The sequence below is a fragment of the Granulicella mallensis MP5ACTX8 genome, assembly GCF_000178955.2.
GTDB classification, from domain to species: Bacteria; Acidobacteriota; Terriglobia; order Terriglobales; family Acidobacteriaceae; genus Granulicella; species Granulicella mallensis.
This window is the reverse complement of record NC_016631.1, coordinates 3,716,004-3,731,307: the sequence shown is the minus strand read 5'-3', so window position 1 is coordinate 3,731,307 and position 15,304 is coordinate 3,716,004. Positions and strand designations below refer to the sequence as shown.

Genomic DNA, 15,304 nt, shown 5'->3' with positions numbered 1-15,304 from the left:
CTACCTCACAACCGTGACAGCGGTGGCTCCAATGCGGAACAGGCTTGGGTCGGGATTATCAATATGCACGCGGACCGGGAACCTCGCCGAGAGGTGGACCCAGTTGAGGGTGCGCTCGATATTGGGCAGGCCATCGGCCTGCTTGCCGTCTTCGGGGAAGATGCCGTAGCCGATGCTCTCCACATGGCCTTCAAACCTGTGGTCCGGATGTGCCATCACGTAGACATCGACCGGCGAACCGATGTGGATGTTTTTCAGCTTGGACTCGCGATAGTTGGCGATGACGTACCAGTTGCGGCTATCGATGAGCGTAAACAGGGGGCTGCCGGGACGGGCGTAAGCGCCTTCAGAGATATTCATGCTGGTGACGTAAGCGTCGAAGGGAGCGAGTACGCGCGTGCGCTCGAGGTCGAGCCGTGCACTGTCGACCCTGGAGGCTCTGGCGGGTCTCTGCGCTATCAAGGTCTCTACGCGGTCGACGGTGTGGATCGCCTGGCCCAACCGGGCCTGCGACTCTACGGCGGTATTCCCGGCTTGTTCGTGCTGCAGCACTGCCTGATTTAGTGCGGCTTGTGACTGGGCGAGTGCGGCCTGAGATTCGTCGTAGTTTCCCTGCGCGACGCGCACAGCAGTGTTGGCCTGATCGACCTGGTCGACTGTGACGTACTGCTTTTGCAGCAAGGGCTGGATGCGGTTGAGGTCGTTGGTCGCATACTTCAACCGCGCCTCGGCCGCGGCACTGGCTGCCTGTGCTCGAGTGACAGCGGCTTTGGCCAGATCGATGCTGCTGCTGGCGGTTTGAATGCCAGTCTTCGAGACATGAACCGCGGCGGTGGCAGCGTCGACGGAGCTGTTCTGTGCGGCGATCTTGCGTGCTTCGTCGATGATCTGCTGTTCCAGCAGGTCCTGGTCGGCCAGTGCCTGTTGTAGTGCGTATTCATAGGGGCGCGGATCGATGACGAACAGTAGGTCGCCCTTCTTCACAAAAGCATTGTCCTTCACGGGCAATTGGACGAGCCGTCCGCTAACCTCCGGTGCGATCTCAATGTAGTTAGCCCAGACGTTGGCGTCATCCGTTCGCGGGTGACGATCGACCTGATAGACGGTCAGCAGGAGAGTAAGTACCGCAGCGATGACGACACCGATGAGAACCCAGCGGCCGAGGCGTTTGCGATGCGTGCTTTGCGTCTCTTGATCCATACGATGTCCTTAAAGCAAATCTCCTGTTACTGGGTAGTTGAATCGGGCTTTCAGTACCGTTTTTCTGGGGAAAAACGGCCATAAATTTCGTGGTTTCGCTATACACCTACAGGAGATTTGCTTCAGCGAAAAAAGATCAACCACAGCAGGCAGCTGAAGAGGATGACGACGGAGGGGTAGAAGAGGGCAACGGGACCGATCTCCGCCTCGAATTGATAGCGCAGCAAGATGAGCCGCAGGATAGAGGCGAGAACGATCGCGATTGTTAGGCAGACCATCCAGACGGGAAAGAAGGAACCAATGATATCGATGGACGGCGCGCGGCCGCATCCGGTGCAAAGCAGGAAGATCGCTGGAACGAAGATGGAAGTTCTTCGGGTCATTGTGGTTGGCCATCCTGAGGTTGCGGAGTTGATGTCTTCGTTGCCGGCGGTTGTGGCCGCAACAGGTTGCCGGTGCTGAATTCCAGAGAGACCGCTTCAAGAAAGAGCTGAGATCGCGCGGAGACGCTGGAGTAACGTGCCTGCGCCAACTGCTTTTCCGCTGTGACGACATCGATCAAATTTTTAACTCCATATTTGTAAGCTTCGAGCGAGGCGGAGTAAGAAGAGTTTGCGGAGGCAAGGAGCGCTACAGCGGCATCTTGTTTGCGAAGTGCCGCGCGGAAGGCGATATAGGCTGTCCAGACCTCTCGTGTAGCCTGATCGCGCTTTTCTCTCAGATCATCCTGGGCCTCGCGTTTCTTCGATCGGGCCTCAGCCAGTTCGTTCTTCCGCGCACCACCGTCAAAGATCCTCCACTGCACGCCCACCGTTGCCGACCATGTTGGCTCACTGGCATTTCCAAGCTGACCGAAGTCAGTAGTGGGCCAAATGGAGGTTTGAGCTCCATTCGCCGAGAGTGAGATCTTCGGAAGATATTCGGATTTTGCGGAACGGATGGCATCGTCGGCGGCTCGAATCTCTGCAACCTGCGCCATGAGATCCGGACGGTCTGACATGGCACGGCCGATCAGCGTGTTGATCGGCAGAGTCAGGGCGTCAGGAAGGGGGGCATTCTTCTGCCCGTCAACGTTGATGTCTGGCGAGGGCTCTACGCCGAGCTCTTCCGTCAGTGCTACCCGTGCAACCTTCTCGTCACCGTCGGCTGATTCGAGATCGAAGACGGCCTGCGAGGTTTCCGCACGTGCATTCAAGACGTCCGGTAGTGTGGAGCGGCCGTTGAGAAGCTGTGTCTCGGCGGCGTCCTGCGTCGCCTGGGCGGTCTTCAGGGTCTGGCGTGCCGCTTCGAGGCGTTCCTGCTCGGTGAGCAGCTTGTAATAGGCGCTGGCCACGGAGAAGGCGACTTGCTGGTTGGCCTGGATAAAGTTGGCTCCGGCGGCAAGCTTCTCGGCAGTGGCTGCATCTACTTTTGCCGCGCGCTGTCCAAAGTCGAAGAGAAGATAGTCGAGCGTGACTTCGGGCACGACGGCCGGGACTTCTACCATGGTGTAACCACGGGGGGCCAAGGGCTTCGGGAAGGGTTCGATGGTGCGTTCATCTGAAAAGGCGGCAACACCTGCGAGAACAGGGTAGTAGGAACTCTTTGCGACGCCCAGCGCATCAGCCTTCTGCTTGGCGCGCTCCCATACGATGCGTGTATGGGGATTGTTGTGCTCGGCGATGTCGATCAACTCGGCCAAGGTGTAGGGATGGACAGGGTCAAGTTGTATCACCGTGTCCATCGGAACTGCATGGGCTGCGCAATCGGCCGCAGCTCCCGGTGTCGAAGCGATGCCGGCACACTGCGCCATAGCGGTTTTGGGGCCAAGGCAGACGAGGGCTAGAAGAAAACCCCACAATGGCACGCGCAATTGCCACCGTCCTAAACGTTCAGGCCGTTTAGAGGAATGAGTCACCGGGCATCGCATAGCTGCTCGTGCCAACACAAGAATTCTCCAAATCTATTTAAATTGGATCATAGCCAACACCTGGAGAACCGTAAACCTATGTAAAGGTATTACTGAAACAATCTGCGGACATTTGGCCAGTTTCACGGCTGGCGGCCTGGATTGGGAAATCGATAGTATTCTCCTTCAGAAGATTGAAATGTCAGATTCCTTGCCGATGGCAGGGTCTTAAGGAACCGAAAGGAACTCTCCAGCCTATGGTGTCTTCGAAGGCGTTTCGCTGTGCTGCAAGTCTTCTTGTGCTCTGCATTCCTGGTTTGCTGCCGCTACATGCAAGTGAGAATGAGGCGGTGCACGGTGGCTATTATGTCGATCCGGCAGTGCATGGCGACACGCTGATCTTTACCTCCGAAGGGGATCTCTGGTCGGTCAACGTGCATGGTGGTGCGGCGCACAGGTTGACCTCCAGCCCCGGTCTGGAGAGGATGGCGAGCATCTCACCGGATGGGCTGACAGTTGCGTTCTCTGCGCAGTATGAGGGGCCGGACGAGGTCTATACGATTCCGATTACAGGTGGGATGCCGCAGCGGAAGACCTGGGATGGTGGCGCAGTTCCAGTGGGATGGAAGCCAGATGGCCGTCTGGTGATTTCGACGAATCGCTATTCAACGCTGCCCGATCCTGGACTGGTGCTGGTCGGCAGCCATGGTGAACGTGAGAGGGTGCCGCTGGCCACGGGTTCAGAGGCAGCGTATTCGGCGGATGGAAAGACGTTGTTCTTTACGCGATTTGAGAAGCAGTGGAGCAACACCAAACGCTACAAGGGCGGATGGCCTCAAAGCATATGGCGGTTCGATGGACAGGGAGAGGCTGTAGCGATGGCGGCGGATTGGGTGGGAACTTCGCACAATCCAATGTTCTGGAATGGACGCGTGTACTTTCTCTCGGATCGGGATGGGGTGATGAATGTCTGGTCCATGGACCAGGAAGGGCACGACCTGAAGCAGGAGAGCCATCAGCACGGATTCGATATTGAGGCTGCTTCTGTCTCCGATGGAAACATGGTGTACGCGTGCGGCGCGGACCTGTGGTCTCTTGATTTGAAGACGGGACATGAGACGGTGATTCCGATCACGTTGATGTCGGACTTCGACCAGATGCGCGAACACTGGGTCAAGAAGCCCGTGAGTTATCTGACGGAGGTACATATCGCGCCGGATGGCAGCAGTGCCGTGTTCACGGCACGCGGCGAGGTGTTTACGCTGCCTGTACGGAGTGGACGGATCATCAAGGTCGCTGGCGATTCTGCGACGCGATATCGCGGGGCCCGTTTCCTGCCTGATGGAAAGAGCGTTGTTGCGCTTTCGACCGAGAGCGGTGAGACGGAGTTCTGGAAGTATCCCGCGAATGGCGAAGGTAAACCGGAGCAATGGACCCACGACGCGAAGGTGCTGCGCTGGGAGGGTGTGCCCTCTCCGGATGGGCGATGGCTGGCTCACCACGACAAGGATGAGCAACTCTGGGTCTATGACACGAAGACGAAGCAGAGCAAGCGGATCGCGCAGTCGACGACGGGTGACTTTTCGGATTTGAGCTGGTCTCCGGATAGCCGGTGGCTGGCGTATGTGGAGACGGCGGAAAATCAGTTTTCACAGACCAAGGTGTTGAATGTGGAATCGGGTGCGATCACGACGATTACTTCCGATCGCTATAACAGCGTGAATCCGATCTGGAGCTCCGATGGCAAGTGGCTCTACTTCCTCTCGGACAGGATGCTTAAGACGACGGTGATGTCTCCGTGGGGATCACGGATGCCACAGCCGCACTTTGATCGCCCGGTGAAGATCTATGAACTCGCACTGACATCGGGACTTCGGTCTCCTTTCCTGCCGCCCGATGAGCTGCATCCGGAGACGCCGGAGAAGGAAGAGAAGGAGAAGCGGGAAAAAGAGAAAGAGAAGAAAGCAGCAGACAAGACCAAGGACAAGGCAGAGGACAAGGCGAAGAAAGATGACGCCGGGGAGAAAGCAGATGCCGAAAAGGCGGACGCGGAGAAGAAGAAAGTTCCCGAGGTCAAGATCGATTTCACGGACATCCAGGCACGTTTGACAGAGGTTCCGGTTCCTGCGGGAAACTACGATGGTCTGCAGGCTACGGAGAAGCGGCTGTGCTGGCTGAACTCAAATGATGAGGCTGATCGGAAGAGGTCGTTGCAGTGTCTCGACATCGCGAACAAGGGCGATGACGTGGATACCGTGATGACGGATGTGAAAGGGTATGAGGTCTCGCTGGACAGGAAGAAGATTCTTCTGCACAAGCAGGATGATTTTTATATTGTCGATTCCGACGTGAAGGCCTCCGGGCTCGGCGATCCGAAGGTGCTCGGCAAGGCGAAGATCGATCTTTCGCATTGGACCTTTTCGACTACGCCAAGGGCTGAGTTCAGAGGGATCTTTCTGGACGCGTGGCGGCTGGAGAGGGACTATTTCTATGACCGGCACATGCACGGAGTTGATTGGACTGCGATGCGAGACCGATATCTACCGCTGGTAGATCGGGTGTCGGACCGTGACGAGTTGAACGAAGTGATCGCGCAGATGGTGAGCGAGTTGTCCGCGCTGCATACGTTTGTTTATGGCGGAGACGAGAGAAAGCCGTCCGATGAAATTGGCCTGGCGGCGCTGGGAGCGGAGCTTCGGCGCGATGAAAAAGCCGGTGGCTATGTGGTGGAACATATCTATCTGCATGATCCGGATCTGCCGAACCTGGCGCCTCCGCTGGCTCATCCGGACTCGATGGTGCATGAGGGCGAGGTGATTGTGAGCCTCGATGGAACGGACTTGCTGAGCGTACCGGATGAACGCGAGTTGTTGCGCGGCAAGGCCGATACGCAGGTGATGCTGCAGGTGAAGTCGAAGACCGGAGAGATACGCAATGTACTGGTGAAGCCCATCAAGTCGGGGGATGAGAACAATCTGCGCTATGCGGAGTGGGAGTACTCGCGGCGATTGAAGGTGGAGTCGGATTCGGGCGGCAAGATCGGATATGTTCACCTGCGTGCCATGGGGCCGGACGATATCAATCAGTGGGCGCGGGAGTATTATCCGATCTTCGACCGGCAGGGATTGATCATCGACGTTCGTCATAATGGGGGCGGCAATATCGACTCGTGGTTGCTGAGCACGCTGCTAAGGAAGGCGTGGTTCTACTGGCAGCCGCGGGTGGGCAATCCCTCATGGAACATGCAGGACGCGTTCCGGGGGCACATTGTTGTGCTGTGCGACCAGGAGACGGCCTCTGACGGAGAAGCGTTTACGGAGGGCTTCAAACGCTTCGAGATGGGGAAGGTGATTGGAACCCGCACATGGGGCGGAGAGATCTGGCTCAGTGGAAGCAATCGCCAGGCGGATGGCGGCGTGGCTACGGCGGCGGAGACTGGGGTGTATGGGCCGGAAGGAAAGTGGTTGATCGAGGGGCATGGTGTTGAGCCGGATATCACGGTCGATAATCTTCCACATGCCACCTTTACAGGCGGTGATGCGCAACTGCAGTCTGCTATTGAGTTATTGAAGCAGCAGATTCAGTCCGATCCAAGGCCTGTTCCAAAGGCTCCGCCATATCCGGACAAGTCGTTCAAGTATTGAGCGGTGTCCGAAGCCTATTGCCAATAGATCAGGATGGAGTTTCGGATGTATTCGAAATCATCTTTGAGAGCATCCCCTAACCGGGGCCACGCTCTCGTGCGATTTTCGATGTACTTCTATGTTGCCGGAGAGCAATGTCTCTGAGAGCCGACTACTCTTTAAAAGAGAGGTCGTCAAGATGATGAGAGTAGATCGCAAGCATCCGTGGAGGGAGAGTGAAGCCGCACAGCGTCTCGGCGTTCGGTATCCCATTATCCAGGGGCCATTCGGTGGCCTCTCGTCGGTTGCGCTTGCAGCATCCGTGTCCAATAGCGGTGGTCTGGGCTCCTTTGGTGCTGCTCAACTGAGTCCAACTCAGATCAAGGAAACCGTGGCCCAACTACGCGAATCCACGGACAAGCCCTTCTCCATCAATCTCTGGGTTTCTACCTACGATGAGGCTGCTCCCTCAACGACGGGCGCCCGTATCGAAGCGAGTGTGCTGGCAACTCAACACTATTTCGCAGAGCTGAATATTCCAACACCCGAAGCTCCGAAGTTCAGCGCCCCGGACTTCAATGCTCAGGTCGATGCTCTCTTGCAGGCTCGCCCGCCTGTCGCGAGTTTTATCTTTGGGATTCCTCCGAAGTCTGTGTTGGAAGCGTGTCGTACATCTGGCATCGTCACGATCGGATCGGCTACAACCGGAGACGAAGCGAAAGCCGTTGCCGATGCGGGGATGGACCTGGTTGTTGCCTCTGGCTTTGAGGCAGGAGGGCATCGGGGATCCTTCCTGTCTCCTGCCGAGGCTTCTCTCACAGGAACCTTTGCATTGATCCCGCAGGTCGCAGATACCGTAGGGATTCCGGTGATAGCGGCGGGTGGTATTGCGGATGCACGCGGCATCGTAGCTGCATTTGCTCTTGGAGCGGATGCCGTTCAGGTCGGGACTGCCTTTCTGGTTTGTGAGGGATCGGGTATCGGCCCACTCCATCGTCGGGCACTTCTTTCGGATGCGGTAAGATCGACCGGGCTTAGTCGCTACTTCAGCGGAAGACTGGCTCGTGGTATCCGAAACCGTTTCATGAACGACATGGACAAATCAGCGCTTGACCCGTTACCGTACCCACTGCAAAGAGCTCTTATGCGTCCGTATACAGAGGCTGCTACGAGGCAGGAGCGTACGGACTTTTTGCCACTCTGGGCGGGGCAAGCGGCAGCTTTGATCCGTCATACTACGGTGGAAGCTTTGATGGAGAGTTTGATTCGGGAAACGGATGAGCTCTATCGGAACCTATCGCTTTGATCTTTTTCCAAGCCTTCAATTGAGATGACTTATAGCTTCTCATCTGCCGGCCTGATGGACTCGTATGACTGGATGGACTGTGTACCGATATCTTCGAACTACCCTTGTACTCTTCGCCTCGCTGCCATTCGTCTCCGCCGGATGGGCGCAGGCTAACGCGAATCTTGCACAGCAGGGATGGTATGCCGATCCTGAGATCCGCATCTTTGCGGGGCAGTATTGGATCTATCCAACGTCTTCCAGTCCTAACCCGGATAGCGACGAGCATCGAAGCTTCAATCCCCTGCAGCAGAGACTGCGTAGCGGGCATGTTGTGCATCCGGTTTATCTGCTGCATACGTCTCTGGATGCTTTCTCTTCGCCTGACCTCGTGCACTGGACGAAGCATAAAGACGTGCTGGACATCAGGAATGTCTCCTGGGCGGCCTACGCGATCTGGGCACCGACGGCCATCCATCTGAACGGCAAGTACTATCTCTTCTTCGCTGCAAACGACATCCAGAAGAGCGACACCTTTCTCGGCGGAATCGGTGTGGCCGTTAGTGATCAGCCGGGTGGGCCGTTCGTGGACGCGCTGGGCAAACCGCTCATCGGCGAGTTTCACAATGGAGCTCAGCCGATCGATCCGATGGTGTACAAGGACGATGATGGGTCGATCTATTTCTATTACGGTGGACAGGGGCACTGCAATGTGGCCCGTCTCTCGCCCGACCTGAAGAGTGTGATTCCCATGAAGGACGGCTCGATGTACAAGGAGATCACGCCGGGGAATTACGTCGAGGGGCCGTTCATGATCAAACGGAAGGGCGTGTACTACTTCATGTGGTCGGAGGGCGATTGGGGCGACTCAAGCTATGGGGTCGCTTATGGGAAGAGCAACAGTCCGACGGGCCCGTTCGAGCGCATCGGCAAGATCCTGGGGACGGACCCGGCTATTGCGAACGGGCCGGGGCATCACTCAGTGGTTCAGATTCCGGGAACGGATGATTGGTACATCGTCTATCATCGTCATCCTCTTGGAACGACGGGGCCGAACGAACGGGTGATGGCCATTGACTCGATGCACTTCGATGCGGAGGGCAATATTGAAACGGTCAAGATGACGAAAGAAGGGCCGAAGCCTCGGCTTCTGTCTCCTCAGTCCAACAAGCATTAGAGCCTTCATCAAGGTTGTACCCAAGGCTGGCGCGACTGTTTTGCAACGACTAAAGAAAGCAATTCAGTCGTTGTGGCTGCGCCTTCACTCCGGCCTTCGGCAGAGCGGAAAGGAGTTAGTCCTGACCCTGTGCGGCGTGGCTGAAGCCACGCCCTTCCGAGTTGTGCCTCAGCAAAATATCTGCACCGTTTGTCGTTAGTCGAAATCTATTTGCTCTCAGGCTCTGGTCGAGGGTAGGCGAACGACGAACTCGGTATCTCCGGGAGCAGAGGTGAAGCGGAGAGTGCCGCCGCACTGTTCGACGATGCGGAAGACGATTCCCAGGCCGAGGCCTGTGCCGACGCCTACTGGTTTAGTGGTGTAGAAGGGATCGAAGATACGGGACTGGATCTCGGGAGGGATGCCGGGGCCGTTGTCGCGGAACATGACGCAGATGTTGGCTCGCGGTGGGGTCTGCGGCCCCGTGCGGACCTGTTCCGTCCAGGTACGGATCGTCAGCGTGCCTCCCTGTGGAGCGGCGTCGATGGCGTTATCGAGGAGATTGGTCCAGATCTGGTTGAGACCCTGGCACTCGGTCTGGAGATTGACCAGGTCCGAAGAGAAGCTCTTATCGAGAGTAAGCTGCTTTTCGCGGATCTTGTGGCTGAGGATTACGAGAGTAGCGTGAATGCTGGCGTTCACGTCGATGGTCTGTTTTTCGCCGCGACCCTCGTAGGCGTAACTTTTGACCGCCTGGACCAGATCTGTCACGCGGGTGATGCTCTCTTCCACGATGCCTACAAGTTGCATGGAAGAGATTAACGCCACGAGCCAACTGATAGAGTCCGAAAACATGCTTCCGGTAAAAGTGATGCGTGCGTGCTCCAGGTCCTGGGCTTGTATGCCGATGGAGACGAGTGTGGGGGCCATCTTCCAGGCGTCCTCGATCTGGGAGTCTTCCATCCATGCGGTGAGAGCCTCTTCCGCGTCAGCCTGCTCGATGGAGCTGAGTGGCTGGGGCAGCGATGCTCCGAGTGCAAACTCCTGGAGGTCGAACATGCATTGCTTCTGCTCGTACGTCATATCTGTCTTGGAAAACTTGGCGGTGAGAGCATGCATGCGGAGCAGATTTTCGCGTAGCTGAGAGGAGGCCCGGCGCGCGGCGGCACCCGGATTGTTGAGTTCGTGCATAAGCCCAGCAGCAAGGGTGCCGAGGGAGGCCATCTTCTCCTGGTGAAAGGTAGTTGCCTGGAGCTTGGCCAGGCGCATGGCCATGTTGCCCAGGATCGCCTTGCGGACTTCGGGGCAACTCGTCATAAGGAGCCAGAACTGCTCTTCATCCAGTTGGAGGAGCTCGCAATCGCTTGCGGCACGGTATGTCGCGGCAGAGGCGATGTTGGCGAGGAGCTGGACCTCACCGAAGGCCACACCCTGGTGCATGGTGTGCTGCGTAGTCTCCTGGCCATCGGTGGAGGTATTCGATATGGTGATGGAGCCGGAGAGCAGAATCCAGAAAAAACGCGCGGCTTCGCCCTGCTGGATGAGAACCTCCTCAGCAGGAAGATGGACTTCGGTCGCGCCATCGAGGCAATGCAGAGTGGTCTCGTCGAGTGAGGCCAGGATCGAGACGTCGGCGAGACGTGCGATGGTCTCGGGCGAAAGTGTCGAAGTCACGGGATGGGGTGAAATGGCTGAGGGGGTCACGTTGTTGCCTCGTTAGAGTGTTGCAAGATATTGGTGGACGAACTGGATGGCGATGGAGCCCTCTCCGACAGAGGAGGCTACACGTTTCACGGAGCCGAAGCGAACGTCTCCAGCAACGAAGATGCCGGGAACCGTTGTTTCCAGAAGATAGGGATCACGTTCATACTTCCAAAGATTTCCGGCCTTGGTCTTCAGATCGGGACCAGCCAGCACAAACCCCTTGGGGTCGCGGGCTACACAGTCGGGAAGCCATCCGGTTTTGGGCGCTGCTCCGATGAAGGCAAAGACGGAGGTCGCTGGACGCGTCTCGAATCCGTTGGGGGTCTCGAGCACGATCTCCGCGAGATGGCCATTGCCTTTGAGCTCGCGTATCTGCGTGTGATGTTCGACCGCAATGTTGGAGGTCTTTTCAATCTGCTCGATCAGGTAGCGGGACATGCTGCGCTCCAACGAGGGGCCGCGGACCAGCATGCGGACCTGGGCCGCTGAGCGTGAGAAGTACATTGCAGCCTGTCCGGCCGAGTTGGCACCGCCAACGATATAGATCTCCTGCTGGGCGCACGATGCAGCTTCGGTCAGTGCGGCCCCGTAGAAAAGACCTGCACCAGAGAATTCCTTTGCACCCGGAATGTCGAGCTTGCAGTACTCAACGCCAGTGGCGATGAGACACACGCGACAGGAGACTTCGCGTCCATCCGCGAGCCTGACGATGTGATATCCATTCTCGGAACGGATGGAGCAGACGCGTTGCGTCATGAACTCTGCGCCAAGGCGGATGGCCTGGATGTAGGCCTCCTTAGCGAGCCGTTCGCCACTGATGCCTTGCGAGAAGCCGAGATAGTTTTCGATCTTGGACGAAGAGCCTGCCTGACCGCCGGGGGCGAGGGAGTCGATGATGAGGGTCTTAAGCCCTTCGGATGCGCCATAGACGGCTGCCGCGAGTCCTGCGGGACCTGCTCCCGCAACGACCACGTCATAGTGCTCCTGCCGGGCCTGCGTGCGGAGCCCCACCTTCGCTGCAAGCTCGGTCATGGAGGGTTGCACGAGTGATGAGCCATCCGGGAAGAGAACCACGGGAAGCTTGGCGTCATCGAGCTGCTTTTCGCAGAGAAGATCCAGGCACTCGGGGTTCTTTTCGGGGTCGAGCCACTTGAAGGGGATCAGGTTGCGTGAGAGGAAGTTGCGGGTCTCATGGTCGCCCGCGCCCCAGCGAGCACTGATAAGCTGCAGGCCGTCATAAGCGGGCTTATGTCCGTCGTTCCAGGCGGCGATGAGATCGTCGAGGACCGGGTAGAGCTTGTCCTCTGGCGGATCCCAGGGTTTGGTCAGGTAGTAGTGGATGCGTGCGGAGTTGATGGCACGGATCGCGGCTTCGGTGTCTGTATACGCGGTGAGGAGTACGCGCTTCGCGTCAGGATAGAGCGGGATGGCTTTTTCGAGGAAGTCGACGCCGGTCATGCCGGGCATGCGCTGGTCGGAGAGGAAGAGGGCGATGACATCGCCACGTTCTTTGAGTTGCTGGCAGGTATCGAGTGCGGCCTGTCCGGACGCCGCGCGGAGGATGCGGTAGTCTTTTCCGTATTTTCGGCGCAGGTCCTGGACGACAGTCTCAAGTACGCTGACGTCGTCATCTACCGCTAGAAGGATCGGTTTCGCCATATCGTTATGATCTTGCGCTTTTTATAGGATATTGCACATCTGTTGGATGAGTTATAGACGTGTAGAGGTTCAGAAACGATTATTCATGGGATCCATGCCCATTTCGAGGTAGTTCCCGGCAAATCAGGCATCTGCCGGTTCTCAACACTGAGTCGTATATGGTAGCCTTCTCTGGTCGGTACCTATAAGGGGCCGAGGGCCGCATCCATGGAGTACAGCAATGCTTTCGAACGCGAGATCGGCCGTTTCTCTCCTTCGCAGTTGCGCCCTTTTGTTGCTCGCGTTTTCCGTGTTTGGTTTCGGTCTTCAGGCCCGGCTGGCGCAATACCAGCCCTATCCTCCGAATCCTACGGCCGCCAAGATTGCCACTGAAAAGCAGTCTGAAAAAGTTCTAAAGGTGCTCGCCGAGCGCGATCAGGCTCCACAACCCATCGAATGGCTAGCGCATGCTTTTTCCCTTAGTGGCGTGCTCATTCAACCGATTTCCCCGTCAGTCATTGCGCAAGCTGAGATTCGTCTTTCCAATCCGACGAGATTTGATCTGAACGGTTTTTATTCTTTGCACCGCCCCCCTCCAACTCTCCTGTAAACCGCTCTCCGTCGGCCAGATTGTGGCCTTAGCGTAGATCGACGATCAACGTCACTCAGCCAGGAGTGGCGAACGAAGGCAGCGGGTGTTTTCGCCAGCCTTTGGCGGTCCATGGATAGATCGTCAAGCGCTATCAGAAAGGATCTATTTCTATGATGGAAAAATGGAATTCCGAGTCTTCCAGAGGTTCACGGCCACCTTGGGTCGGTTTCGTTAAATTCCTCTTTATCGTGCTGCTGATCACACTGTTCTTTTTCCTTGCCCAAAGCATGGTGCACCACCATTTTGGGGGTGGAGGCCAGGATAACCGACGGAGCCAGCATTAGATTGCATGTCTCCGAATGTCTCGCGGATTCAGATGCCAGGGGCATGCTAGACGCTCAAGGTGAGCGTGAAGCTCAGCAGTCCGAATTTGTTGGCCATGACTAAAAGCGCAATCTCGATCAGAATCTCAGAGATTGTTGGCGATGATGATTTGAGTGTGAGAGCGATTCATTTGTATCTTATCGATCAAACTCGGCTGTCTCCCCAAAGGGTGCGATCTCCCCTGGGAGTTTTGCTGTGCTTGTTCCTTGCCTTCTCGGTCTTTGCCTGGGGCACGGGATACAAGCTGTCGCTCTATAAAGCCGATCAACATCGAGAGCCGGCGAAGGTTTGTACTCGTGGCAGCGATGCCGCAAGGAGTAGCGTCGATCACGCAACGGCTGGCTGCAAAATTTGGCCCTCGAGCGTGCTTCTGTCTCTGATTTTTGTTCCCAGTAGCACAGAGACTTATTCCCTCATCGATAGCGGTTTTTTTGAGATTTCGGAGGATCTGTCGCCACTTCGTTCGCGACCCGTTCTCTATCTTCGGCCTCCCCCGGCAGAAGTGCGCTCACTCGATTAGCCGCTGGAGATAGACCTCCAGCGGATCATTAAAAATCATCCGCTTTGAAGGAAGGTCTCTCATGCGCTCCAGGCGCCTGCTAGTGGCTGCTGGCTGTTGTCTCGCCGTGGTCTTGCTATTGCTCTATCTGCTCCATGCTCATCATCCGTCCGATGCGACCGGCGATGCGCCTGCTTCTCCCCCAACCGTCTCTGTCGCGACCGCTCATGCTGGCTTTATTGCTAATCAACTTACGGTTGCCGGAGTGTTCCAGCCCTTTCAAGAGATCGACGTTCATGGAAAAGTCTCGGGATATATCCGGCACATTTACGTAGATATCGGTGATCGGGTGCGTCAGGGCCAGACGCTTGCCGTCCTGGAAGTTCCAGAGCTTCAAGCCGAAGTAGCCGGCGCGCAGGCCGGCATTACTCAGACGCAGCAGAACATCCTGCGCTTGCAGAACGAAGTTGCTCGCGAAGAGGCCGGCTATGCCGCTGTGCATGCCAACTATGTTCGTTTGAAGCAGGCATCCGATCAGCAGCCGGGATTAGTTGCCGCGCAGGAGCTTGACGATGCGCTGGCGAAGGACCGATCCGCAGCTTCGCAGGTAGATGCGGCGAAGTCTGCCGTTGCAGCGGCGCACGGGCAGCTCGGAGTCTCGCGAGCTGAGAACCTGCGTGTCAGCAGCCTTGAGCAATACGCTACGATCACCGCTCCCTATAGCGGAGTCATCACGATGCGCTATGCAGATACAGGCGCATTGATTCCAGCAGGGACTGCCGAAGGACTCAACCAGGCGGTGGTTCGATTGGCGCAAAGTGACGTGCTGCGTCTCCGTATGCCAGTTCCTGAGCGGGACGTTCCTTTCGTTCACGTGGGATCTGTCGTCGCGGTTCATGTGCAGGCGACAGGGCAGCAATTTCCCGGAACCGTCGTTCGCTTTACACGGGATGTTTCCAATGCGACAAGGACGATGATGACCGAAGTTGACGTGAATAATCCGACGCTCACGCTTACGCCAGGCATGTACGCCGATGTCACTTTCAACCTGGAGCAGAAAGACAATGCACTTCTTATTCCGGCGAGCGCCGTTGTCCAAGGAGATCAGCCGTCGGTCATGCTGGTTGATAGCAGTAACCGCGTAGAGAAGCGGCCTGTTGTTCTGGGTATTGCAGGATCAAATTCGCAAGAGGTAACCTCCGGTTTGCAGGCGGGTGATCGTGTTGTTATCGGTGGTTTGTCCGCTTTGCAGCCAGGACAACAAGTCACTCCCCAGGCGGCTAAGAACGATCTCGCGAATTATCAAAAAGAGAATCAGAAGGGGGACCGCTAGCC

10 protein-coding genes are annotated in these 15,304 nt (G+C 56.9%); 5 read left to right on the top strand and 5 right to left on the bottom strand.

Going from position 1 to position 15,304, the window contains the following annotated elements:
• From ACIX8_RS15020 to ACIX8_RS15010, 3 genes are all read right to left on the bottom strand, one after another.
• Positions 1–1,200, bottom strand: coding sequence for an efflux RND transporter periplasmic adaptor subunit (locus tag ACIX8_RS15020; RefSeq protein ID WP_014266209.1), 1,200 nt, complete (start codon positions 1,198–1,200; stop codon positions 1–3).
• Between the two features lie 122 nt (positions 1,201–1,322).
• Complete coding sequence (locus ACIX8_RS15015; RefSeq protein ID WP_014266208.1) at positions 1,323–1,583, bottom strand: YtcA family lipoprotein; 261 nt, start codon at positions 1,581–1,583, stop codon at positions 1,323–1,325.
• A complete protein-coding gene (locus tag ACIX8_RS15010; protein ID WP_223295347.1) occupies positions 1,580–2,923 on the bottom strand; it encodes a TolC family protein in 1,344 nt (447 codons plus the stop codon). The genes ACIX8_RS15015 and ACIX8_RS15010 overlap by 4 nt, the downstream gene beginning before the upstream one ends.
• A gap of 422 nt (positions 2,924–3,345) precedes the next feature.
• On the opposite strand from ACIX8_RS15010, the gene ACIX8_RS15005 reads away from it, so the two are divergent.
• The 3 genes from ACIX8_RS15005 (at position 3,346) to ACIX8_RS14995 (ending at position 9,173) form a co-directional block, all read left to right on the top strand.
• The gene (locus tag ACIX8_RS15005) at positions 3,346–6,732 is read left to right on the top strand and encodes a S41 family peptidase (RefSeq protein WP_014266206.1); all 3,387 of its coding nucleotides are present in this window, start codon (positions 3,346–3,348) and stop codon (positions 6,730–6,732) included.
• Between the two features lie 178 nt (positions 6,733–6,910).
• Positions 6,911–8,017, top strand: a complete 1,107-nt coding sequence (locus ACIX8_RS15000) for an NAD(P)H-dependent flavin oxidoreductase (protein ID WP_014266205.1) — start codon at positions 6,911–6,913, stop codon at positions 8,015–8,017.
• 79 nt (positions 8,018–8,096) lie between these two features.
• Positions 8,097–9,173, top strand: coding sequence for a glycoside hydrolase family 43 protein (locus tag ACIX8_RS14995; RefSeq protein ID WP_223295346.1), 1,077 nt, complete (start codon positions 8,097–8,099; stop codon positions 9,171–9,173).
• Positions 9,174–9,389: 216 nt separating this feature from the next.
• Here the strand turns inward: ACIX8_RS14995 and ACIX8_RS14990 are convergent, their stop codons facing one another.
• Together ACIX8_RS14990 and ACIX8_RS14985 are read right to left on the bottom strand one after the other, a co-directional pair.
• The gene (locus ACIX8_RS14990) at positions 9,390–10,856 is read right to left on the bottom strand and encodes an ATP-binding protein (protein ID WP_014266203.1); all 1,467 of its coding nucleotides are present in this window, start codon (positions 10,854–10,856) and stop codon (positions 9,390–9,392) included.
• Positions 10,857–10,868: 12 nt separating this feature from the next.
• A complete protein-coding gene (locus ACIX8_RS14985) occupies positions 10,869–12,515 on the bottom strand; it encodes an FAD-dependent oxidoreductase (RefSeq protein ID WP_014266202.1) in 1,647 nt (548 codons plus the stop codon).
• Between the two features lie 220 nt (positions 12,516–12,735).
• Between ACIX8_RS14985 and ACIX8_RS14980 the strand changes: the two genes are divergently transcribed.
• Positions 12,736–13,104, top strand: coding sequence for a hypothetical protein (locus ACIX8_RS14980; protein ID WP_014266201.1), 369 nt, complete (start codon positions 12,736–12,738; stop codon positions 13,102–13,104).
• Positions 13,105–14,051: 947 nt separating this feature from the next.
• Entirely contained in the window at positions 14,052–15,302 is a 1,251-nt protein-coding gene (locus ACIX8_RS14975; protein WP_014266199.1) for an efflux RND transporter periplasmic adaptor subunit, read from the top strand.
• Positions 15,303–15,304: the final 2 nt, after the last annotated feature.